Source organism: Sinomonas gamaensis (assembly GCF_005876955.1).
GTDB classification, from domain to species: domain Bacteria; phylum Actinomycetota; class Actinomycetes; order Actinomycetales; family Micrococcaceae; genus Sinomonas; species Sinomonas gamaensis.
This window is the reverse complement of the sequence record NZ_SSCL01000024.1, coordinates 1-20,783: the sequence shown is the minus strand read 5'-3', so window position 1 is coordinate 20,783 and position 20,783 is coordinate 1. Positions and strand designations below refer to the sequence as shown.

General features: G+C 67.1%; 18 protein-coding genes and 3 pseudogenes. 7 read left to right on the top strand and 14 right to left on the bottom strand.

The window, feature by feature from the left end:
- Positions 1 to 8: 8 nt before the first annotated feature.
- Positions 9 to 884 carry a hypothetical protein gene (locus tag E5679_RS19800; protein WP_138419132.1) on the bottom strand — a complete coding sequence of 292 codons (876 nt, stop codon included), beginning with the start codon at positions 882 to 884 and terminating at the stop codon, positions 9 to 11.
- 434 nt (positions 885 to 1,318) lie between these two features.
- Between E5679_RS19800 and E5679_RS19795 the strand changes: the two genes are divergently transcribed.
- The 4 genes and pseudogenes from E5679_RS19795 to E5679_RS19780 form a co-directional block, all read left to right on the top strand.
- The gene (locus E5679_RS19795) at positions 1,319 to 1,513 is read left to right on the top strand and encodes a hypothetical protein (RefSeq protein ID WP_138419130.1); all 195 of its coding nucleotides are present in this window, start codon (positions 1,319 to 1,321) and stop codon (positions 1,511 to 1,513) included.
- Positions 1,514 to 1,517: 4 nt separating this feature from the next.
- Positions 1,518 to 1,970: pseudogene (locus E5679_RS19790) on the top strand (cupin domain-containing protein); the annotation flags it as partial.
- Positions 1,967 to 2,851 (top strand): fumarylacetoacetate hydrolase family protein, encoded by an 885-nt coding sequence (locus E5679_RS19785; RefSeq protein ID WP_138419128.1) that lies wholly within the window; start codon positions 1,967 to 1,969, stop codon positions 2,849 to 2,851. The pseudogene E5679_RS19790 and the gene E5679_RS19785, both read left to right, overlap by 4 nt.
- A gap of 1 nt (position 2,852) precedes the next feature.
- Positions 2,853 to 3,086 (top strand): annotated as a pseudogene (locus tag E5679_RS19780) (maleylpyruvate isomerase N-terminal domain-containing protein); the annotation flags it as partial.
- Between the two features lie 202 nt (positions 3,087 to 3,288).
- Here the strand turns inward: E5679_RS19780 and E5679_RS19775 are convergent.
- The 10 genes from E5679_RS19775 to E5679_RS19730 all read right to left on the bottom strand — a co-directional run bounded on the left by E5679_RS19775 (position 3,289) and on the right by E5679_RS19730 (position 14,048).
- Positions 3,289 to 3,600 (bottom strand): putative quinol monooxygenase, encoded by a 312-nt coding sequence (locus E5679_RS19775; protein ID WP_138419125.1) that lies wholly within the window; start codon positions 3,598 to 3,600, stop codon positions 3,289 to 3,291.
- Between the two features lie 287 nt (positions 3,601 to 3,887).
- Entirely contained in the window at positions 3,888 to 6,251 is a 2,364-nt protein-coding gene (locus E5679_RS19770; protein WP_138419123.1) for a beta-xylosidase/alpha-l-arabinosidase, read from the bottom strand.
- Positions 6,252 to 6,273: 22 nt separating this feature from the next.
- Positions 6,274 to 7,245 carry a Gfo/Idh/MocA family protein gene (locus tag E5679_RS19765; protein WP_138419121.1) on the bottom strand — a complete coding sequence of 324 codons (972 nt, stop codon included), beginning with the start codon at positions 7,243 to 7,245 and terminating at the stop codon, positions 6,274 to 6,276.
- Positions 7,245 to 8,192: an aldo/keto reductase gene (locus tag E5679_RS19760; protein ID WP_249336251.1), complete on the bottom strand. Its 948-nt coding sequence runs from the start codon at positions 8,190 to 8,192 to the stop codon at positions 7,245 to 7,247. Before E5679_RS19760 ends, E5679_RS19765 begins: the two co-directional genes overlap by 1 nt.
- Complete coding sequence (locus E5679_RS19755; RefSeq protein WP_138419119.1) at positions 8,189 to 9,253, bottom strand: NAD-dependent epimerase/dehydratase family protein; 1,065 nt, start codon at positions 9,251 to 9,253, stop codon at positions 8,189 to 8,191. The genes E5679_RS19760 and E5679_RS19755 overlap by 4 nt, the downstream gene beginning before the upstream one ends.
- 14 nt (positions 9,254 to 9,267) lie before the next feature.
- Positions 9,268 to 9,624 carry a tautomerase family protein gene (locus E5679_RS19750; RefSeq protein WP_138419117.1) on the bottom strand — a complete coding sequence of 119 codons (357 nt, stop codon included), beginning with the start codon at positions 9,622 to 9,624 and terminating at the stop codon, positions 9,268 to 9,270.
- 19 nt (positions 9,625 to 9,643) lie between these two features.
- On the bottom strand, positions 9,644 to 10,432 hold the full coding sequence (locus E5679_RS19745; protein ID WP_138419115.1) for a carbohydrate ABC transporter permease: 789 nt from the start codon (positions 10,430 to 10,432) through the stop codon (positions 9,644 to 9,646).
- Positions 10,432 to 11,367 carry a carbohydrate ABC transporter permease gene (locus E5679_RS19740; RefSeq protein WP_138419113.1) on the bottom strand — a complete coding sequence of 312 codons (936 nt, stop codon included), beginning with the start codon at positions 11,365 to 11,367 and terminating at the stop codon, positions 10,432 to 10,434. The genes E5679_RS19745 and E5679_RS19740 overlap by 1 nt, the downstream gene beginning before the upstream one ends.
- A 16-nt stretch (positions 11,368 to 11,383) precedes the next feature.
- Positions 11,384 to 12,760, bottom strand: a complete 1,377-nt coding sequence (locus E5679_RS19735; protein ID WP_138419111.1) for an ABC transporter substrate-binding protein — start codon at positions 12,758 to 12,760, stop codon at positions 11,384 to 11,386.
- A gap of 256 nt (positions 12,761 to 13,016) precedes the next feature.
- A complete protein-coding gene (locus E5679_RS19730) occupies positions 13,017 to 14,048 on the bottom strand; it encodes a LacI family DNA-binding transcriptional regulator (protein ID WP_138419109.1) in 1,032 nt (343 codons plus the stop codon).
- 141 nt (positions 14,049 to 14,189) lie between these two features.
- Between E5679_RS19730 and E5679_RS19725 the strand changes: the two genes are divergently transcribed.
- Both E5679_RS19725 and E5679_RS19720 read left to right on the top strand, forming a co-directional pair.
- Positions 14,190 to 14,984: an SDR family NAD(P)-dependent oxidoreductase gene (locus tag E5679_RS19725; RefSeq protein WP_138419107.1), complete on the top strand. Its 795-nt coding sequence runs from the start codon at positions 14,190 to 14,192 to the stop codon at positions 14,982 to 14,984.
- Positions 14,981 to 15,844 (top strand): SMP-30/gluconolactonase/LRE family protein, encoded by an 864-nt coding sequence (locus E5679_RS19720; RefSeq protein ID WP_138419105.1) that lies wholly within the window; start codon positions 14,981 to 14,983, stop codon positions 15,842 to 15,844. Before E5679_RS19725 ends, E5679_RS19720 begins: the two co-directional genes overlap by 4 nt.
- Before the next feature lie 120 nt (positions 15,845 to 15,964).
- Here E5679_RS19720 and E5679_RS19715 read toward each other — a convergent pair whose 3' ends face one another.
- From E5679_RS19715 to E5679_RS19705, 3 genes are read right to left on the bottom strand one after another with little or no spacing between them, the layout of a single operon-like run.
- Positions 15,965 to 17,683: an IlvD/Edd family dehydratase gene (locus E5679_RS19715; protein WP_275092570.1), complete on the bottom strand. Its 1,719-nt coding sequence runs from the start codon at positions 17,681 to 17,683 to the stop codon at positions 15,965 to 15,967.
- Between the two features lie 41 nt (positions 17,684 to 17,724).
- Positions 17,725 to 18,828: a zinc-binding dehydrogenase gene (locus tag E5679_RS19710; RefSeq protein WP_138419100.1), complete on the bottom strand. Its 1,104-nt coding sequence runs from the start codon at positions 18,826 to 18,828 to the stop codon at positions 17,725 to 17,727.
- 3 nt (positions 18,829 to 18,831) lie between these two features.
- Complete coding sequence (locus E5679_RS19705) at positions 18,832 to 20,277, bottom strand: glycoside hydrolase family 5 protein (protein WP_138419098.1); 1,446 nt, start codon at positions 20,275 to 20,277, stop codon at positions 18,832 to 18,834.
- 180 nt (positions 20,278 to 20,457) lie between these two features.
- On the opposite strand from E5679_RS19705, the pseudogene E5679_RS19700 reads away from it, so the two are divergent.
- Positions 20,458 to 20,783, top strand: a pseudogene (locus tag E5679_RS19700) (xylose isomerase); the annotation flags it as partial.

The window sequence follows — 20,783 nt, the reverse complement described above, 5'->3', positions numbered from 1 at the left end:
CTCCTGGGCTATTCGGACGTGGGCTTCCTGCTCGGACGTCCGGACGGAGCCTGACGGCGCTCGGAACTGCTTGAACTGCGGCGCTCGGGGCCGCCTGGGCGCGGGGCTGCCGGGCGCTGCCGCGCCGGCCGCTGGCTGGACTTCTCGCCGCCCGACGAGCGACCCGACTCTCCGCCGGAGCGGCCAGCCGGCTCTCGTCGGGGCTGACGGTCGGCCTGGCGCTCGGGCCTGCGTTCCTCGTCCCGAGGCTGCTCCTCTTCGTCCTCGTCCTGAGGCTCTTCCTCGTCCTCGTAGTCCTCACCCTCGGACTCTTCGCCTTCGGGCTCCTCGTCTTCGTAGTCTTCGTAGTCCTCGTCTTCGGCGTGACCTTCATCCTCGGCGTAGTCCTCGCCGTGGTCTTCGTCCTCGTAGCCCTCGTCCTGGTCCTCGTCCTGGGAGCGAGTCTCCTCGTCCCGTGGAGTCCTTTCCTCGGGCTCCTCCTCTTCGGACCTGCTACGCCGCTTCCTCCGAAGAAGCCCGACGGCGGGACCGGCCAATCTCCCGGCGGTCTTTCCGGCGGACCCCGTGGCCTTGCCGGCCGTCTCGGTCGCCTGGCCTCCGGCCTGCGCCGCCTTGTCCCCGGCTTTGCCGACCGCTTCCTTCGGGGCACGAAGCTTTTCGGCACGGCCCTGGAGGTTGTCGCTCAGCGAGCTGACGCCCTTCGAGGCCGCAGTGAGCGCTGCGCCCCGGGCAGCCTGCACGAGCGTGCCGGTCACCTGATTGACGAGTTGTTTGGCCTCGGGCGAGGAATCAAGGACCTTGGTGGCCCTGCTCACGAGGTCCTGTCGATTGTTGAGAAGCTGCTTGCCGCCGATGGCGCTTGCCACCGTGATCGCAAGCTTCATCTTCTTGGTCCTGCCAAGCAGGTAGCCGCCGAGAAGAACAACGGCTAATTGCGCCCTTCCATTCACGGTTAGCCTCCATCCGTGACAAGGTCGTTATATGATATTGAAGCTCCGGGTTTCTGGTTTCCTCGGAAGCTGTGATGCGGCCCGGTAGAGTGCGAGCGGACCGCTTTTTTATTTGGGCCGGCGCCGAATGCGAACGGAATATCCAGCGTGGTCCCACGATGCCATAGGCGTCCAGCGCTGGCTAGGGCGCCTCAGGGCAGACAATCAATGCGCGTGCCATGAAGTCCACGGTCAAGTGATACCCAACCCGCGGCGATCGAATCAGTACTGTTCGACTCACCGGCCTCTTGACGCGGAAGGTTCCTTAACCCAAAAGGGCGACGCCGTCTCAGCCGCTCTCGCGCCCATAGAGCCACTGGCTCGTCCAGATGCCAGGACTCGCCCCACACCCGAGCGGTCGTCTGGACCCGGCTCGTCCGCGGTTCCCGGATCTCGTTGTACTCGCGCAAGGCGCGGGCCCACGCCTCGAGGCGCTCGCCGTCGTCGTCTGTTCCGACGACGTGCCGGCTCACCAGATCGCCGAGGAGGGTGACGTTGCCGTCGACCCACTTCTCCAGGAGTAGCCGCGCGTACCGGTGGGAGCACACCGACCGGGCTCTGACCGAGCAGCTCGCGCTCGAGGACGAGGGCCACCCCGGCACTGTAGGCCAGGGCCAGGCGGCGGTCCGCTACGTGAACCCGACCACGGGCGGGGACGTCATGCCGACCATCCGCGTCGAGTTCCACCGCCTCCGCGCCGGGGTCCAGACCCGCACGACCCGCGAGGTCGGCTCCTCGGTGTACCAGGTGTTCGAGGGCGAGGGCGCGTTTGTCCTCAACGGCGAGAGGACTACCGTGGGCAAGGGCGACATGATCGTCGTCCCGTCGTGGGCCGCGTGGTCCATCGAGGCCGAGACCCGGTTCGACCTGTTCAAGTTCGGCGACGCGCCGATCGTCGAGCGGCTGCATTTCAGCCGCACGTTCAGTGAAGGCCAGAACCCATTGAAGGACCAGAACCCATTGAAGGAGACGAACAAGTGAAGCTCGCGACCCTCCGCCTGTCCTCTTCCGGCACAGCCGGGACGGTGGCCGTCCGTCAGGACGGCGACACGTTCGTGGAGATCCCCGGGTATTCCGACTTGGGTGCGCTGCTCGCCGTCGAGGGCTGGCGGGAGATCGCCGAGAAGGCCGACGGCGCCGCCCACCCCGTTGAGGGCGCGGACCTCGCCCCGGTGGTCCCCTCGCCGTCGAAGGTCTTCTGCGTCGGCATGAACTACGCGACCCACATCGAGGAGATGGGCCGCGATCTCCCGGAGTACCCGACCCTGTTCGCGAAGTTCGCCGAGACGCTGACCGGCCCGTTCGACGACATCGAGCTGCCGGTCGCGGATCACGCGATCGACTGGGAGGCGGAGCTCGTCGTCGTGGTCGGAAAGCGCGCCCGCCGCGTCGGGGAGGACATCGCGGGGGAGTACATCGCCGGCTACACGGCTGCCAACGATGTCTCGATGCGCTCGTACCAGTTCCGCACCAAGGAATGGCTCCAGGGGAAGGTCTGGGAGAAGTCCACGCCGGTCGGCCCGGTCATGGTCACACCCGACGAGCTCGACCAGGACGCCGCCATCACCACCACCGTGGACGGGGAAGAGCGGCAGCGCGGCTCGATCGGCGATCTGGTGCACAGTCCGGAGTTCCTCGTCTCGTACATCTCCGAGATGATCACGCTGAACCCGGGCGACCTCATCCTGACCGGCACGACCGGCGGCGTGGGTCACGCCCGCCGCCCGGAGGTGTACCTCGCGGACGGCCAGACCGTGACGGTCGCGATCGAGGGCATCGGCGAGCTGCGCAACGTGGCCCACGCCCAAGCCGAGCTGCCCGAAGTTCCGCCCGCGGGCGCCGAGCTGCCCGCGAAGGCCTGAGATGGTCGCTCGCCACGACCTTGTCGAGGACGCCGAGGTCCGCGCCGGGCTGCTCACTGCCCGGCGCGGCACCGCGTTCTTCGCCCGCAAGCTCAGCGAGCTCTCCTACGACGACCTCGACGCCGACTCGCTGCTTCCCGGCTGGTCCCGCCGCCACATCATAGCCCATGTGGGCTACAACGCCCGGGCGGTGGCCCGGCTCGTGGAATGGGCCTCGACCGGCGTCGAGACGCCGCGCTCCGCGTGACGGCCGGGGCGGACGCGGGCCCTTCGCTCGGAGGCGACCGTCTTGGAGGGGCCGCTGCCCGCCGTCGTCCGGGTGCACCAACTCACCCCCTAGGCCGTTTCGGGTGCGGCTACTGCCTCCGAATAGCGCTCTCGGGTACACGAACGGGCGGCGGCTTCTGCAGGGAAGTCGCCGCCCGTCGTCGTCTGTTCTAGAGGTTGCCCTGCGACTCGGTGCCAGCGGGGATGGGCGACATCGTGGTCACGAGGACCGGCTCGGCGAGGAGTCCATCGATGTCCTTGTTCAGGAGGGCGACGGCGGAGCCGTTGGCGTGCGCGTCGAGGTCGGCCTGGGAGGACCACTTCTCAAGCATGGTGATCGTGCCGTCTTCGGCGTCATGGATCGCGTACAGCTCGCAGCCCGGCTCCTCGTGCACGGCGGCAATTCCGGGGCGCATTGCCTCGACGAGCTCGTCCTTGCGGCCCGGCGCAGGCTTGAAGATGGCGGTGACGACGACGGTCATGGTGGCTCCTAGGAGGTGATTGGCCGCGACCTCGTCGCTGGCCTGTCTTGCGGGCGAGCCTCACTTCCGGACTCGGTGTTGACATCGACTCTACCGATGCCCGGGCTGGTGGCAGCAACAGTTACTGGCCCTCTTCCCCGCAATTGTGCTACGGGCCCGCAGCACAATTGCGGGGAAGAGGCTCCTTAGGCTTCGGTCTCCGACTCGGGTACGTGAACTGACAGCTTGGAAGGTCAGTTGGCGTACCCGAGACGGTGTGGAAGGTCAGTTGGGGTACCCGAGACGGGCTAGGGGGTGGCGACGGTGCAGCGCGCGTGCAGCGCCCGCGTATGATCGACGACCCGTACAGACCCGGTCAGAGTCACGGTATGGCTGAGCACTATGTCGGCACTGGACCGACCGAAGCCGAGGACGAGCTCTCCCGGTTCGACGATGCGCCGTCCGTCGCGGCCGGTGAACGAGGCCAGGTCTGCCGGCACCTCGAATGTGAGCAGCGCTTCTTCCGAGGCCTCCAGTTCAACCCGCTGATATCCGATCAGGCGCTGGAGCGGCCGCACGACCGAGGCGACCGGATCCTGGAGGTACAGCTGGACGATGTCAGCTCCGGCCCGTTGGCCGACATTCCGGACCCGAAGCGTGAGCCGGACCGTTCCGTCGGTGGACATGCCGTCCGCGTCCGCCGTGAGGCCGCTCCAGTCGAAGCTCGTGTAGCTGAGGCCGTGCCCGAAGGCGAACGCGGGGGTCGGATCGATGTTCGAGACGGAGGTCTTCCGTCCCAGCGCGGGCGCAAGGTACGTGGAGGGCTGGGCGTCGGGGCGGCTCGGAATGCTGACGGGAAGTCTGCCCGAGGGGTTGACCCTCCCGCTCAGAACGCCGGCCACGGCCCCCGTTCCCTCTTCGCCCGGGAAGAACGCCTGGACAATCGCGCCGGCCGCAGATCGCGTCTCCGCACCGAGCGCGTATGGGCGCCCCGAAAGAAGGACGACGACGGCGGGCGTCCCCACTGCGAGGACCTGGTCGAGGAGCTCTTGCTGCGCCCCGGGCAGGGCCAGGGAGCCGGCATCGCAGCCTTCCCCGCTCGTCCCCCTGCCGAACAGTCCGGCACGGTCGCCGAGGGCGAGGATGACGAGATCGGCGTCGGAAGCCGCCTGAGTGGCGTCTGCAAACTCCTCCGTGTCCCCGCCGTCGATGCTGGTGCCCTGAACAAAGGTGACCTCGCTCGCCGAGAACTCCTCCGTGAGGGACTCGAGCAGCGTGGGCAGCCGCAAGCCGAGCGGAATCTCGGGATGCTGTGCTCCGACGTGGGCCGGGAAGGAATAGCAGCCGAGGACAGCCATGGGGTCGTTCGCGGTCGGGCCGATCAGTGCGATTCTGTGCGGGGCCGCCAGCGGCAGGATCCCATTGTTGGCGAGCAGGACGACGGCTTGCTCGGCGAGCTCGCGGGCGAGTGCCCGGTTCTGGCCGTTGTCCAGATCGATGGAGCCCCGGAGACCGGACGTGTCCGCGAGGTCGGCGTTCTGCAGCGCCTCAGGGACCGGCGACCAGTCGGGATCGAGCAGACCCAGCTGGATCTTCTGGGTGAGCACTCGCTCGAGTGCGCGGTCGACGAGTTCTTCCTTGATCCGGCCCTCGCGCACAGCCTCGCAGAGCGGGGCACCGTAGGCCTTGACCGTCGGCAGCTCGACGTCCACCCCGGCGGTCAGCGCCTGCTCGGCGGCCTCCTCCCACGACCCCGCGATCGCGTGCAGCGTCCGGAGGAACGCGATCCCGAAGTAGTCGGCGACGACCGTCCCTTCAAAGCCCCAGGTGTCGCGAAGCAGCCCGGTGAGAAGCTCCTCGTCAGCCGCGGAGGGCACGCCGTCGATGTCGGTGTAGGCGTGCATGACGGACCGGACACCGGATTCCCGGACCGCCATCTCGAACGGCGGCAGCAGGACGTCCGCGAGTTCGCGGCGGCCGATCGAGACGGGTGCGAGGTTGCGCGCGGCCTTTGATCCCGAGTAGCCGACGAAGTGCTTGAGGGTGGCGACGATGCCGGCGCCCTCGAGGCCTTTGATGTAGGCGGTGGCGATGCTCCCGACCAGGTAGGGATCCTCGCCGATGGTCTCCTCGACGCGGCCCCAGCGGGGGTCTCGCACCACATCGAGGACGGGGGCAAGCCCCTGGTGGACGCCGACGGAACGCATGTCGCGGCCTATCCGCGAGCTCATCTGCTGCACAAGCTGGGGATTGAAGGTTGCACCCCACGAGAGAGGCACGGGATACGCGGTCGCGCCCCACGTCGCAAAGCCGGCCAGGCACTCCTCGTGCGCCAGAGCCGGGATCCCGAATCGGTTCTCGGCCATGATCCGGCGCTGCGTCCGCAGAAGAGAGAGTGCGCCGAGCGCGGGGTCCACGGGTGCGGTTCCGAACGGCCGGGTCAGCTGGCCGAGTCCGGAGGGCAGCAGCTGGTCGAAGTCGACGCCCTCCTCCATCTCGTGCTGGTGCGGCGCGACCTCGCCGCCCTGATCGGAGGCGCCCACCCACACTCCGTAGAGCTGGGCAACCTTTTCCTCGATCGTCATTTGGGAAATCAAGGCGGCTGCGCGCTCGGCCGCGGATCGGGCGGGGTCGCTCCAGGGTCCCGCGAGGGTGGTGCTTGAAGAGGACATTGATGCTTCCTTCCGAGGGCGGTCAGCGAATTCCTGCCGCCGCGTAAATGGCGTCGATTGCTGCCATATTGTTGACGTAATCGGTACCTTCCGTCGCCAGCGATTTCCCCGAACGGAGGGCGTCAATCACGGCGGCGAGTTGGTGGTCGTAGGTGTCCAGGCCGGCAACCGTTGAGATGTGGGTGACGCCGTCACGTTCAATCCGAATGGAATGTCCACGGGCAGGAAAGACCAGATTGTCCACGTGGAGCGTTCCGGTCTCGCCGACAACGGTGAGGCTGGATTCGAGCGTTACTCCGGGCTCCATGCTCGCGCTCACGACGCCGTGCACCCCGCCGTCGAATTCCGCAAGCGCCTCAATCCAGAGATCCGCTCCCAAGGGGTTCCGGGCAGCGCTCGCGTGCGTGACCCGCGGCTCGCCGAGCAGGGTCCGCACCCAATGCACGGGATAGCAGCCGAGGTCCATGAGCGCTCCGCCCCCGAGTTCCGGCACGTGGCGGATGGACGCCGGATCGAAGGGGATTGCGCCGTTGAAGGTCGCCTTGACCGAGACCGGTGCGCCCAATGCCCCGGATGCCAGGAAATCCCGGATCCACGCTTGGAGCGGGTGGTAGTAATCGTGGAAGGCCTCGAATGCCCTTTTGCCCGTTCTCTCGGCTGCGGCCAGGACGGCGCTCGCTTCGGAAGCATTCATGGCCATTGGCTTTTCGCAGAGGACGTGTTTTCCCGCCTCGAGCGCCGCCATGGTCCACCGTGCATGTTCTGAAGGCGGGAGCGCCACGTAGACGAGTTCGATCGAATTGTCTGCGAGGAGATCCTCATAACGCGGATAAGCAGTACGGATGCGGTGCCGTTCGGCGAATTCAAACGCGCGACGGCGGGAGGCCACCGCCACGAGTTCGACGTCGCCGCGGCGTCGTGCTGGGGCAATCATGGCGGCGGGGGCGATGCCAGCGGCACCCAGAAGGCCAACCCGGAGAGAGGCGGCGCCCATCAATTCAGCCAGCACTCGGTCGGCGGGACCATCGTCTCCAATTCAGCCCACAGAGCTTCGGGGATCTCCAGGGCCGCGTACTCAAGGGTCTGACCGACACGCTCGGGCGAGGAGACCCCTACCACCGTGGCGTCGATGAACGGTGCCCGCAGGGAGAACTGCAGCGCGGCCGCCGGCAGCGGCACGTTGTGCCGCGCGCACGCCTCTGCCATCGCACGCGCTGCGTCGGCGATGCGCTCGTCGCGCTCGCCGTAGCCGTATTTGCCCTGCACATCGGGACCCTTCGCGAGCATGCCCCCGCCGAACGGCGCAGCGTTCACGACGCCGATGCCGCGCTCATGGGCCGTGGCGAACAGGGATGCGGCCGACCGGTCCAGCAGCGTGTAGCGGTTGTGGCTGAGCAGGACGTCGAACACGTCCGTCTCGACGTACTCAGCAAGCAGCCGCACGGGACCGCCTGCGACACCGATGTAGTCGACCCGTCCCTCATCGCGCAGCCGCACTAGGGCCTCGACCGCCCCGTCGGGCGCGGTGGCCTCCTCGAAGGAGATCCGCTCGGGATCGTGCAGGTACAGCAGCGGAACCCGGTCGACGCCGAGCCGCTCGAGGCTCTCCTCATACGAGGCGAACACCCGCTTGCCCGAGAAGTCCCCGGTCACCGGGTCCGGGTCGACCTTGGTTGCGAGCACGACGTCGGCCGGGAGGCCGCCGCGGGCGGCGAGGGCGAGACCGATCCGCTTCTCCGCCTCGCCGTGCTCGCCATAGCCGTTGGAGGTGTCGATGAAGCGGATCGGGCTGTCGAGGACAGCCTCGATGGTGGCGACGGCCCGCTCGTCGCTCACGTCGTAGCCGTAGAGCCTCGACATGCTCGCGAGCGGGCTCGTCCCCACACACAGTTCGGTGACCTTGAGACCGGTGGAACCGAGCGTGTGGGTTGCGAGGGTCACGACGCGTCCTCGAGCGCGGGCGCGCGGTCGGCGAAGGCCTGGTGAGCGGCGTGATAGGCGTCGACGATGCGGTCGAGGATCGCCTCGGTGCCAGCGTCACCGGTCGCCGTCTCGGGGTGGGCCTCGCGCCATTCGATCATCCGCTTGACCGCCCGCTCGAACGTGAGGCGCGGCGCGAAGCCCGGGACGAACCGGCGGATCTTGGAGTTGTCGAACACCGCGGAATGCCCGAGGTCGCCCACGAACTCTCCGGACCAGAACCACTCGGGCGCCACGACCGGGTAGAGCTCGCTCGCGACGTGCACGAGGCGAGGCTCGACCCCGAGGGCGTTGGCGAAGAGCGTGTAGATCTGGTCCCAGGTGAGGACGTCGTCGCCCGTGATGTGGAATGTCTCACCGATGGCCCGCTCGCTCCCGAGCAGGCCGACCAGCCCCTGAGCGAAATCCTCCGCGTGGGTGAGGGTCCAGAGTGAGGTTCCATCGCCGTGGACAGGGATTTCGGCGCCGCGGGCGATGCGGTCGACGACCGTCCAGCCGCCCGGCAGAGGCGGGTTGGCGTCGTCGTACGTGTGGGAGGGGCGGATCACGGTGACGGGGAAGCCCTGCTCGCGGTGCGCGCGGGCGAGCGCCAGCTCGGCGCGCCATTTGGCCGTCGCGTAGGGCAGGGGCGGGTTGGGGCCGATGGGCGTCGATTCGGTGATCGGCGTGACGAGCACGGGCTTGGCGTAGATCGAGCCCGAGCTGATGTGGATGTACTGCCGCGTGCGGCCGGAGAACAGCGAGACCCAGCGGGCCACGTCGTCCTCATCGTAGGAAAGGAAGTTGACGACGGCGTCGAAGCTGCGGTCGCCGAGGGCGCCGCGAACCGACGCGTCATCGGCCACGTCCGCGGTGAGCTGCTCGACGTCGTCCGGGAGAGATCGGCCTACCCGATTCGCGCCGCGATTGAGGACCGTCACCGCCATCCCGTGCGCGGCGGCGAGCCGCACGCACGAGGCGCTGATCGTTCCGGTTCCCCCGATGAAGAGCACCGCGAGGGGCGCGGCATCATACCTAAGCACTTGATTTTCTCCGCTCACTTGCCTGCGTACCAGTCTTCGAAGCCGTTCTCGACGAGCGAGATGAGCACATCCTCTGCCCGAACCCCCAGAGGCGCGAGCTTGGCCACGACGGTTTCGAAGAACTTTCGCTTCACCGCCACGGGATACATGTGAACGGCCGTCACCTGGATGAGCAGGAGGGTACGGCGGTCGACGCCGTTGTACCCGGGATCGAACTTGAGCTCGCCGTGATCGTGGGGGCGGAACACTTGGAAACGGTCGTCTGAGGGGATCCCGAGCGCCTCGATCTGCGCTTCGTGGATGGCCTCGCCGATTGCGTCGTGCGAGGCTTCGTAAAGTCCACGGTCGAGGTCGACCTGGATGAGTGGCATACGGACTCCTAGCTGAGGATCACTTGATAGCGCCGGCCGAAAGGCCGCGCTCGAACAGGCCCTGGAGGCAGAGGTAGGCGACGATCTCGGGAATCGCGGTCAGCACTGCGGAAGCGAGGATCTTGGTCTGGTCATTGCTGAACTCGCCCACGAAGAACTGGGGGACGAGCGTGATGGTCTGCATGTCCTGCGACTGCAGGAACACGAGAGGCATCAGGTAGTCGTTCCACGCACCGATGAGGGTGAAGATCAGCACCGCTGCCGCGATGGGCTTGGTCAGGGGGATGACAAGGTGGATGAAGCCGCCGATTGAACTCGCGCCGTCAACGCGTGCGGCCTCGAACATCTCGTCGGGCAGACCATTGATGAAGTTCCGGGTGAGGAGCACCGCGAACGGGACCTGCAGCGCCGCCAGGGGAAGGATTACGGCCCAATAGGTATTGAAGAGGCCGACTGCCTGGGTGGTCGTGAAGAGCGGCGTGAGCAGCACGACCTCGGGCAGCGTGAGGCACGCCAACAGGAGCCAGAAATAGACCTCACGGAAGCGGATGCGCAGCTTCGAGAAGCCGTAGGCCGCGAGCATCGTCACCGCGTAGACGAGCACGATGACGCCGCCCGAGATGATGGCGCTGTTGAGGAAGAATCGGAAGAACCCGGGGACCAGGATCACGTCCCGGTAGTTGCCCCAGCCGTCGCCGGCGAAGGACCCCTGCACCATCGCGATCAGCGGGAACAGGTACGGCAGCACGAGCAGCGTCGCGATCAGCTGGAGGAGCCCCTTGCTCCACCACCTGCGAACTTCGAACATCAGCGCCTCCCCGTCCTCTCACGCGCCACGATCTGAAGGATGATCGCCATGACGAGGGCGACGATCAGCAGAATGATCGACAGGGCTGCGCCGTAGCCGACGTGGGCCAGCTGGATCGTCATCTGGTAGATGTACGTGCCCAGGAACTGCGTTGAGTTGTTCGGTCCTGCAATGGTCACGAGCCATGGGATGTCGAACGTCTTCAGCGCACCGATGGCACTGAGGATCCCGAGCGACACCGTGGTCCCCCGGAGGTTGGGCCAGATGATGCTCCAGAGGACGCGGAGGTTCCCGGCCCCGTCAATGCGGGCGGCCTCGATGAGCGACTGGTCGATCTGGCTCATCGCGGCGTAGTACAGCACGAACGTGAGTCCGGTCCACTGCCAGATCGTGATCGCCATGATGACGGGGAGTGAGGTGGACTCCTGGCCGATCCAGGGCTGGGCGAGGAAGCCCAGGCCGAGGTGGTCGAGCACCCAGTTGAACTGGCCGTTCGCGGCAAAGATCTGCCGGAACACGGGTGCCATGATGGCCGGGGCCAGAACGACGGGTACGAAGATGATCACCTTGTAGAGCACGGCGAGCTTGATGTGCGAGTGCATGATGACCGCGAAGACGACGCCGAGCGCCGTCTGAACGACGAAGGTCACCACGAAGAAGAGCACCGTGTGGGTGATGGCCTTCCAGAACACGGGATCGCCGAAGATGTTGGAGTAGTTCTTCGTGCCGACTGAGAGAGGCTCAGGGCTGGCGCCGTCCCAGTTCAGGGTGGAGATGTAGCCGGTATAGCCGATGCAGTAGTAGATGAGGCCCACGCCGAGGACGAGGGCGGGCAGGATCCAGGGCAGGCCCGATGCTTGAAGGCGGCCGCCGCCGCGCGGCCGGCTCGGGGAGCCGGCCGCGCTGGCCAACCGCTCTTGGGTGGAGAGGGTCATTGGTCCAGGGCCTTCATTACTTGTTCTGTGCCTTTGCCGCGTCCGCCGCCTGCTGGAGCGTTGCCGCCGCTGCCTGCGGGGTGGCGCTGCCGCCGACGACCGACTGCGCCGCCGCGAGGAAGGCGTTCTCAATGTCGGAGTTGAGGAGGGCGAAGCGGTGCTCGTTCACCGAGGACGCGTTCTTCAGGTAGTCGTTGACCGGGCCGCTCTGCTGGGCGGGATCGACGAACTTGATGGTGGTGAAGTCGGGTGAGACGCCCTTCAGAACCGAGGTGGTGTCGAGACGGTCGGCGACCACCTGCTGGCCCTTGGGATTCGCGGCCATCCACTTCACGAACGTCTCCGCGGCCGCCCTGTTCTTCGACTTGCTGGCGACGGCGAGGCCGTAGTCGGCGTCGCCGAACATCTCGGACGTGTTGCCCTTGCCGGCGACGTCAGGGAATTGCATCGGCAGGATGGGGAAGGGCTTCGCCCCCGCGACACCCGCAGATCCAAGGGCCTGGGTCATGGCGTTCTGGGTCGCGTACTGCGTGTACCAGCTGCCCATCATCACCATCGCGTACTTCCCGGTGAGGAAGGCATTGTTGATGTCGGGGTACTGCTGGGCGCCGAGCGCACCCTTCTGCATGATGCCGCTGCCGAAGAGATCCTTCCAGATCGTCAGTGTCTGGGCGATCTGGGGAGAATCCCACTTCGCGTCGCCCTTGGAGGCCTTCGTCCAGTAGCCCGGCTCGACCGAGTTCGAGATGGCCTGCAGGGTGTCCTGATCAAAGCCCTCCTGCGCGGCGCCCTGGGCGAAGCAGCCGACTCCGTTGCTCGCGAAGGTCTGGCACACCTTCTTCCATTCGTCGAGAGTCTTCGGCGGCTGCAGGTTGTACTTCTTGAACAGATCGGCGTTGTACCAGAGCGAGCCGGCGTAGGTCGAGCCGACAGGCATGGCGGTGAGCTTGTTGTTGGAGCTGAGGCCATCGACGGCGATGCTCGAGATCTTGGACTTCCAGTCGCTGCCGAGGGCGCCCTGGGCAGCGGAGCTGAGGTCCTCGGCGTAGGAGCCGAACTGCTGCACGTAGGCACCCGGCGACAGGTCGAACACGTCGGGTCCGTTGTCCGAGGCCAAGGCCGGGCGCATCGTGGCTTGGTAGTCCGAGATGCCAACCAGCTTGTAGTTGACCTTGATGTCCGGGTACTCCTTGTTGAACGCGGCGATGAAGTCGTTCGCCTCGTTGGTGTTGGTTGGAGTCCACCCCCACCAGTTGATGGTGCCGCTTGTCGCGGAACCGGCTGAGCCCTGGTTGCTGCCGGAGCAGCCGACGATCCCAAGGCCCGCCAGGCTTGCTACCGCCAGGGCAGCGAGTGACCGGAGAGCGGTCTTCGATTGGAATGGAAATCGCATGTCAGTCCTCTTGCTTCGCGGAAACAGCGTCGTGTCCGGATGGGCGCCGGGCGGGGAGCCCGGCGTGCGGGGGGCTTCAGGCTGGAGTGAGCCCCCGTCGTCGTGAGCTGCGAGCCCAGGGGAGCTGGCCTCATGGCTGGAACGAATGAGACGAATCTAACAACCACGAAAATTTGCGTCAAGATTTACAAAGAAGTTCGAAAGTTTTCGTTGGGAAGGCGCAGCTGATCCAGTGCTAGCGAGGCAGACGGTGAGGCTAGGCGCGGGGCGGGGCGCTGCTCTCGCGCACCACGAGGGAAGTCGCGAGGTCGACGCGGCTGAACGCCAGTTCGGGCTCATCGCGCAGTCGGAGCACGAGGTGCATCGCCTGTTCGGCCATCTCGGCAAGCGGCACCCGGACGGTGGTGAGGGGCGGTCCCGCCCAGCGGGCAATCGGGAGGTCGTCGTAGCCGACAACCGAGAGATCGTCGGGCACCCGCAGCCCGAGCGTGCGGGCAGCCTCGTACACGCCGAGTGCCTGCAGGTCGCTGGATGCGAAGATCGCCGTGGGGGGCTCGGCCGACGACAGGAGGTCCCGGCCCTCGGCGACGCCGTCGTCCCGATGGAAGGTGCCCGGACGGATATAGTCCCGGCGTACGGGGATTCCGGCGCTGTCCAGCGCCGCCCGATACCCGGAGAGCCGCGCCGTGGACGCCATCATGTCTTCGGGCCCCGTGATGATCGCAATGCGCTGATGGCCGAGCTTGATCAGATGCTGTGTCGCGAGGAAGCCGCCGTTCCAGTCGGCCGAGCCGATGGCGGGAGCGTCGGTGGCGGGGGCGCCGTACGGGTCCATCATCACGATGGGGATCCCGCGGCTGCGCAGGCGCGCCAGGTCCTTCTCGGGCAGGAGGGCGGCGACCAGGATGATGCCGAGGGGCTGGCGGCGCAGGACGCCGTCAATCCACCCGCGCGAGGGCAGGTGCGACTCCTCGGAGCCGGTGACGACCATCCCGATCTCGTGATCGCGGGCGATTCGCTCGATGCCCGAGATCGCGGCACCGGCGAAGGGGCTGTCGATCTCAAAACAGAGCACCTCGATCAGCGGAGCGGTGCTCTGCGCACTGAGGCGGCGGTTGTAGTTCCGCTCCTCGAGCAGGGACTCGATCCGGCTGCGCGTCTCGTCGGAGACACCGCTGCGCCCGTTCAGGACCTTCGACACGGTTGCCACGGACACGTTTGCCAGAGCCGCGACTTCTGACAGAGTGGCTCGCGTAGGCCGCGCATCGTCTGCCCCGTCGTTCACCATGGGCCTCATGGTAGCGGCGCCAGAAGAACGCCGCTGGAGGGCAGTTCGGGCCGGTTGACGCTGTGATGGGGAGCTCATAGCCTGACTCTTCAGATAGTTTTCGCTTAACTCAAAGAAACCTTGCAACGAAGGGTATCAACGATGATGACCGATCGAGAGTCTAATCTCGCATCTGACTTTGCGCGTTACCCGTCGCTGGAGGGCCGGGTTGCGTTCGTCAGTGGCGGGGCCACGGGTCTCGGCGCAGAGTTCGTGTCCCAGCTCGCCGCCCAGAAGGCCAAGGTCGCCTTCGTGGACCTGGACGAGGAAGCGGGGGCCAAGCTCGCAACGAGCATTGCCGAGCGGGGCGACCCCGAGCCGTTCTTCCAGGTCGCGGACGTCCGGGACATCCCCGCCTTGCAGCAGGCCATTGGCCGAGCATCAGAGAAGCTCGGGCCCATCACGGTTCTGGTCAACAACGCCGCCAACGACACCCGCCGCAAAGTGGCCGAGATCGATCCCGACCTGTGGGACGAGAGCATGGCCGTCAACGTGCGGCATCACTTCTTCGCCGCTCAGGCGGTCTGGCCCACGATGAAGGCCGCGGGCGGAGGCTCGATCATCAACCTGGGGTCCATCAGCGCGCACGTCGACTTCGTCGACATGCCTGTCTACATCACGGCCAAGGCCGGGATCGAAGGCCTGACCCGGACGCTCGCCCGCGAGATGGGGCCGGACGGCATCCGGGTCAACTGCGTGATCCCCGGCTGGATCATGACGCCGCGGCAGCTTGAGAAGTGGGTCGGCGACGCGGAGCGCGAGAAGATCCTCTCGGTGCAGAGCCTGCCCGAGTTCCTGTACCCCGCAGACGTGGCCCGCATGATGCTGTGGCTCGCCGCGGACGATTCGCGCCTCGCGACTGGGCAGACGTGGGTCGTGGACGGAGGCTGGCTGTGAGGGCAGAGCAGATCACCAAGCCGATCACGTGGCACGGCGAGGGCCCCTGCTGGGATCCCGTGGGCCGCCGGATGCTCGTCGTCGACATGCTGGCGGGGGCCGTCGTCGACCTCTCCTCGCTTGAGAGCCCCCGGCGCTACGACGTGGGCAGCCCGGTGGCTGCCGTGGTGCGCCCCCGAACCGGCGGCGGCTTCGTCGTGGCGACCGAGCATGGGTTCGCGCTCTTCGCTGAGAACTTCGCCCTTGAGCGTCGACTCCCGGATGTGGTGGACGACGGCGGCATCCGGCTCAATGAGGGCGGCTGCGACCCGAGCGGGCGCTTCTACTGCGGTTCGATGGCGTACGACGAGACGCCGGGTGCCGGAACCGTCTACCGACTCGAGGCGGACGGTACGGTTTCGACGGCGCTCGAAGGCGTCACGATCTCCAACGGGCTGCAGTGGAGCCACGACGGCGCCCTCGCCTACTACATCGACACCCCCACCAAGCGCGTCGACGTCTTCGACTTCGACGCCTCCGACGGGTCGTTCCACAACCGCCGGCCCCTGGTCGAGCTCGGCGAGGACGTCGCCGGCGCGCCCGACGGCATGGCGATCGACGCCGACGGCGGCCTCTGGGTCGCGATGTGGGGCGGTGGCGCGGTGCGCCGCTATGACGCGGACGGCCAGCTCACCGAAGTGGTCGATGTGCCGGGTGTGACCCACACGAGCGCCGCCGCGTTCGGCGGGCCCGATCTCGACACGCTCTACATCACGTCGTCCCGGCAGCATCTTCCCGAGGACGCCGAGCCCGAAGCCGGGTCAGTGTTCGCAGTGAAGCCCGGGCTCCGGGGCGCGGCGCTCCACCAGTACGCCGGCTGAGCCGCGCTACGGATCAGTTCGGGGGTGAGTTGGCGTACCCGAGACGCCGTGGGTGGTGAGCTGGCGTACCCGAGACGCATTCTGACGTTTCGGGTACAGATACGTCTCGGGTACAGATACTCAGTGCGATTCTCGGGTGACCACGGATCCACTCGAGCCGACGAGGAAGTCCAGGTCGGCTCCCGTGTCCGCGCCCTGCACGTGGTCGATGTAGAGCTTCTGCCAGCCGCGGTCGGCCCGCGCGAACCCGTCGAGGGCGCGCTGGGCGGTTCGGCGGTTAGCGAGTTCTGCCTCCTCGACGAGCAGTTCGAGGCGTCGGTTCGGCACGTCGAGCGAGATGAGGTCGCCGTCCTGGACCAGGGCGAGCGGTCCTCCCGCGGCGGCCTCCGGGGCGACGTGGAGCACGACGGTCCCGTAGGCGGTTCCGGACATGCGGCCGTCGCAGATGCGGACCACGTCGCGGACGCCCTGCTTGAGCAGCTTCTGGGGCAGCGGCATGTTCGCGACCTCGGGCATGCCGGGATAGCCCTTCGGGCCACAGCCGCGGAGAACGAGTACCGAATCAGCGTCGACGTCGAGCTCGGGGTCGTCGAGGCGTGCGTGGACATCCTCGATCGAGTCGAAGACGACGGCGCGCCCAGTGTGCACAAGCAGCTCGGGCGAGGCTGCGGCGGGCTTGATGATCGCCCCTCGAGGGGCGAGGTTTCCCCGCAGAACGGCAATGCCGGCGTCGTCCTGCAAGGGATCGGAGCGCAGGGAGATCACGTCGCGGTCCCACACGTCGTGGCCGCCGAGGTACTCCGTGAGGGGCTTGCCGGTGACGGTTTGGGCGAGCGGATCGAGGAGGTCGACGAGCTGGTCCAGGACGGCGAAGAAGCCGCCGGCTCGGAAGAGATCCTCCATGAGATAGCGACCCGCGGGCTGCAGGTTGACGAGCAGGGGAACCTTCCCGCCGATGCGGTCGAAGTCCTCGAGGCTGAGATCGATTCCCAGACGGCCAGCGATCGCGAGGAGGTGCACCACTGCGTTTGTGGAGCCGCCGATGGCAGCGAGCGCGACGATGGCGTTGTGGAACGACTCCTTCGTGATCACCTGGGAGATGCGGCGGTCCTCCGTGGCGAGCTCGACCGCGAGCCGGCCCGAGGCGTGGGCCGCCTCGAGCAGACGGCTGTCTGCGGCGGGCGTCCCGGCGACGCCGGGGATGGTCATGCCGAGCGCCTCGGCCAGGAGACCCATGGTCGAGGCCGTGCCCATCGTGTTGCAGTGACCCTTGCTGCGGATCATCTTCTTGTCGCTGGCCTCGAACTCCGCCGCGGGCAGGGTGCCCGCGCGGACCTCCTCGGAGAGCTGCCACACCCCGGTGCCGCAGCCCATCCGCTCACCCCGGAAGTAGCCGTTCAGCATGGGTCCCCCGGGAAGGACGACGGCGGGCAGGTCCACCGACGCTGCGCCCATGAGGAGGGCGGGGATTGTCTTGTCGCACCCGCCGAGGAGCACAACGGCGTCGATCGGGTTTGCGCGCAGCATCTCCTCGATCGCCATGGCGGCCATGTTGCGCCACAGCATCGCGGTGGGCTTGACCACCGTCTCGCCCAGCGAGACCACGGGCAGGTTGACGGGCACGCCGCCCGCCTCCCACACGCCTTGCTTGACGTAGTCGGCAACCTCGTTGAAGTGCATGTTGCACGGCGTCAGGTCGCTCGCGGTGTTGGCGATGGCAATCTGCGGGCGCCCGTCGAATGCGTGGTCGGGCACCCCGCGCCGCATCCACGCCCGGTGGATGAAGGGGTCGCGGCCTTCGCCGCCGTACCAGCCCTGTGAGCGGACCATGCTTTTCACTTCTCTTTCTGCGCTAGGGCTGCACTGTCGTTCGATCTGCCCTACGGCACGAGGATTCCGCGCCCGACGGCGCCCGCTGTGAGCCGCCGGTACGCTTCGCCGAACTCCGCAAGCGGCAGCCGATCGCCCACGAGCTTGTCGAGCGGCAGCTTTCCGGCGAGATACAGCGCGAAGATCCGCGGCAGGTCGAGCGGTGGGTTGCTCGATCCGTAGAGCGAGCCGACGATGTGCTTCTGCCGCTGCACGAGCTGGTTCAGGGGGACGGGGAACTCGGCGCCCGTGGCACCGAGGCCGACGGCGACGAGGGTTCCGCCAGGTGCGACGCACGTGAGCGCCTGCTGGAGGGTCTGCGCGCGGCCGATCGCCTCGATCGCCCACGGCACCCCGGCACCGCCGGTGATCTCGAGGACGCGCCCGACGACGTCGTCCTCCTTGGCATTGACGGTGTGGGTTGCGCCGAGCTCCCTGGCGAGGTCGAGCTTCTCATCGTCGACGTCGACGACGATGAGCGGGTGCGCTCCGACGAGCGCCGCGCCCATCACGCTCGAGAGGCCGACGCCGCCCGCACCGAGGACGAGAAGCGGCTTTCCTGCCGCCTCCCGCACCTCGTGGAACACGGCGCCCACGCCGGTGATGACGGCGCACGCCGAGATGGCAGCGATCTCGGGAGGGACGCCGTCGGGCACGGCTACGGCCGCGTTCTCGTTCACGACCACCCGCTCCGCGAAGCAGGAGACACCCATCAAATGGTGCAGCGCACCGCCGTCGACGGTTGCAAGCCGCGAGGTGCCGTCCGGAAGGCCGCCTGCCGCCGCCTGCACCGCGCCGAGCTCGCACAGTACGGGATTGCCGGAGATGCAGGCGTCGCAACGGCCGCAGCGGGGTCGCCAGAGGAGCGCTACCCGGTCGCCGACGCGGATGTGGCCCGAGGTTCCCGGTCCGACCTCCTCGACGATTCCCGCACCCTCGTGCCCAAGAACGAGCGGCAGAGGGGCGGTCAGGTCGCCGGTCATGTAGTGGTAGTCGCTGTGGCACACACCCGCTGCTTCGATGCGAACGAGCAGCTCGCCGGCGCGAGGCGACGAAAGCTCGACATCCTCGAGCTGCGGCGGCTCACCGGGGGAGCGAAGGACGACGGCGCGCACGGCCTACGCCTGCTCTGCCCGGGCCGCGGGGACGGACTGGGCGTCTTGGCCGGAGACGAGCTGGTCGCGGAGGCTCTCGCGGACGACGCACTGCTCGAAGGAGAACGAATCGGCGAGGGCGTCGAGCTCCTCGTCGGTGAGCCCCCGGAACAGCTCGGCGTAGTCGTCGGCGAGGGGCTGGGCGAACAGGAGGTTGTTCAGCACCGTCGCGACCGTGTCGAAGCGGCCCCACGGGTACGGCGTCCAGTTCGGGAACTCGCGCTCCATGAGATCCTGGACGGCCTGGCTGACCTCCCGCACGCCCTCGCCGCCAAGCCGGTCGCTGCCCCACTGGTCGGCGGCGAGCCGGTTCTTCTTCGCGACGAACTCGTCGAAGCGCTGACGGTAGGGGGACTGCTCCGAGACGTTCACAAGGCCTTGGCGACCGAGGTCCTTGTACATCCAGCTGGTCCAGCTCACGTCGAACTCGCGGTACAGCTCGAGCTGGTCGGCGAGGATCTGCCGGCGCATCGCATCGACGCGCTCGTCGCCCGTGTAGATGGGCGCGAACTCGCCCACCATGATCGGCGTTCCCGTCTGACGCGCGTACTCGGAGCGCTGGAGGAACTTCTTGCGGGCATATTCCTTGTCGATGTAGGTGCCGTCCGTGTAGCCGGGGTAGTCGCCCCCGCGGCCGAGGCCGGAGGCCACGTAGTCGTGCAGGCTGTAGACGGTGTTGGGCCACGGTTCGGCGTCGAACATGTCGAACTCGGTCGAGTAGGTGTTGCCGTCGAGGAAGATCGTGTGGTCGGGGTCAATGGCCCGCACAGCCTCGAACAGTCGGCGGTAGAGCGGGCCGACCACTGCGCGCGTCTCGTCCGCGGGCTCGTTCATGAGGTTGTAGCCGGCAACCCACGTGTTGTCCTTGTAGTGCTCCGCGATCGCCTTCCAGATGTTCTCCACCCGGTCCTGGAAGTGCGGATGCCTCCACAGGTGCGGCTCGTGGGTCGAGTTGTCGGAATGCCAGTGATGGTTCTGGCTGCCGGGCAGGGCATGCAGGTCGATGATCGAGTAGATGCCGTGACGTCCCGAGGCCTCGATGGCGCGGTCAAGATGATCGAAGGCCGTCGGGAGGATGTGGAACGGGTTCGCGTCCGACTCGAAGTGGTGGTAGTTGACGGGGATGCGGATGATCGTCATGCCGAGCGAGCCGAGGAACGCCGCATCGGCCTCACCGTAGAACGCTGTCAGCAGCCGCTCGAAGAAGCGCTCTGCCCGGTCTGCGCCGATCACCTTCGCGACCTTTTCGCGCATGAGCGTCTCGTTTGCCGCGTAGCCGGTGATGAAGTTCTCCATGTTGAGCCATCCGCCCACACAGACCCCGGTGAAGCGGATGGGTTTCCCCCATCCGTCGAGGAACTGCGCACCCTCGGTGCGCACGAATCCTGGCGGGCGCTCTTCGATCCTCATGCCTCTGACCTCACTGTCGCGAAAAGTTTCTCTCTATTTACGACTAATTTCGTTGGGGACCACGCTAGGAACCGAGAGAAGTTCCTGTCAAGCGTTGACCGGGCCCGCTCGGACCCATATAGTTCAGGACACATACTAATTCTTCTTCCGTTCGGAAACTAGCCCGATGAGGTGCCTGTTATGACTCTGACCCCTGCCCGTGAGGACAAGTTCACCTTCGGCCTGTGGACGGTGGGCTGGACGGGGAATGACCCGTTCGGCGTGCCGACGCGGGCGGATGTGGATCCGGTGGAGGCGGTGCGCCGGCTGGCGGAGCTGGGCGCGTACGGGATCACGTTCCACGACAATGACCTGGTCCCGTTCGGGGCGAGCGCGCAGGAGCGGGAGCTGATCCTCAAGCGCTTCCGGGGGGCGCTGGAGGAGACGGGCCTGAAGGTGCCGATGGTGACGACGAACCTGTTCAGCCACCCGGTGTTCAAGGACGGCGGGTTCACCTCGAACGACCG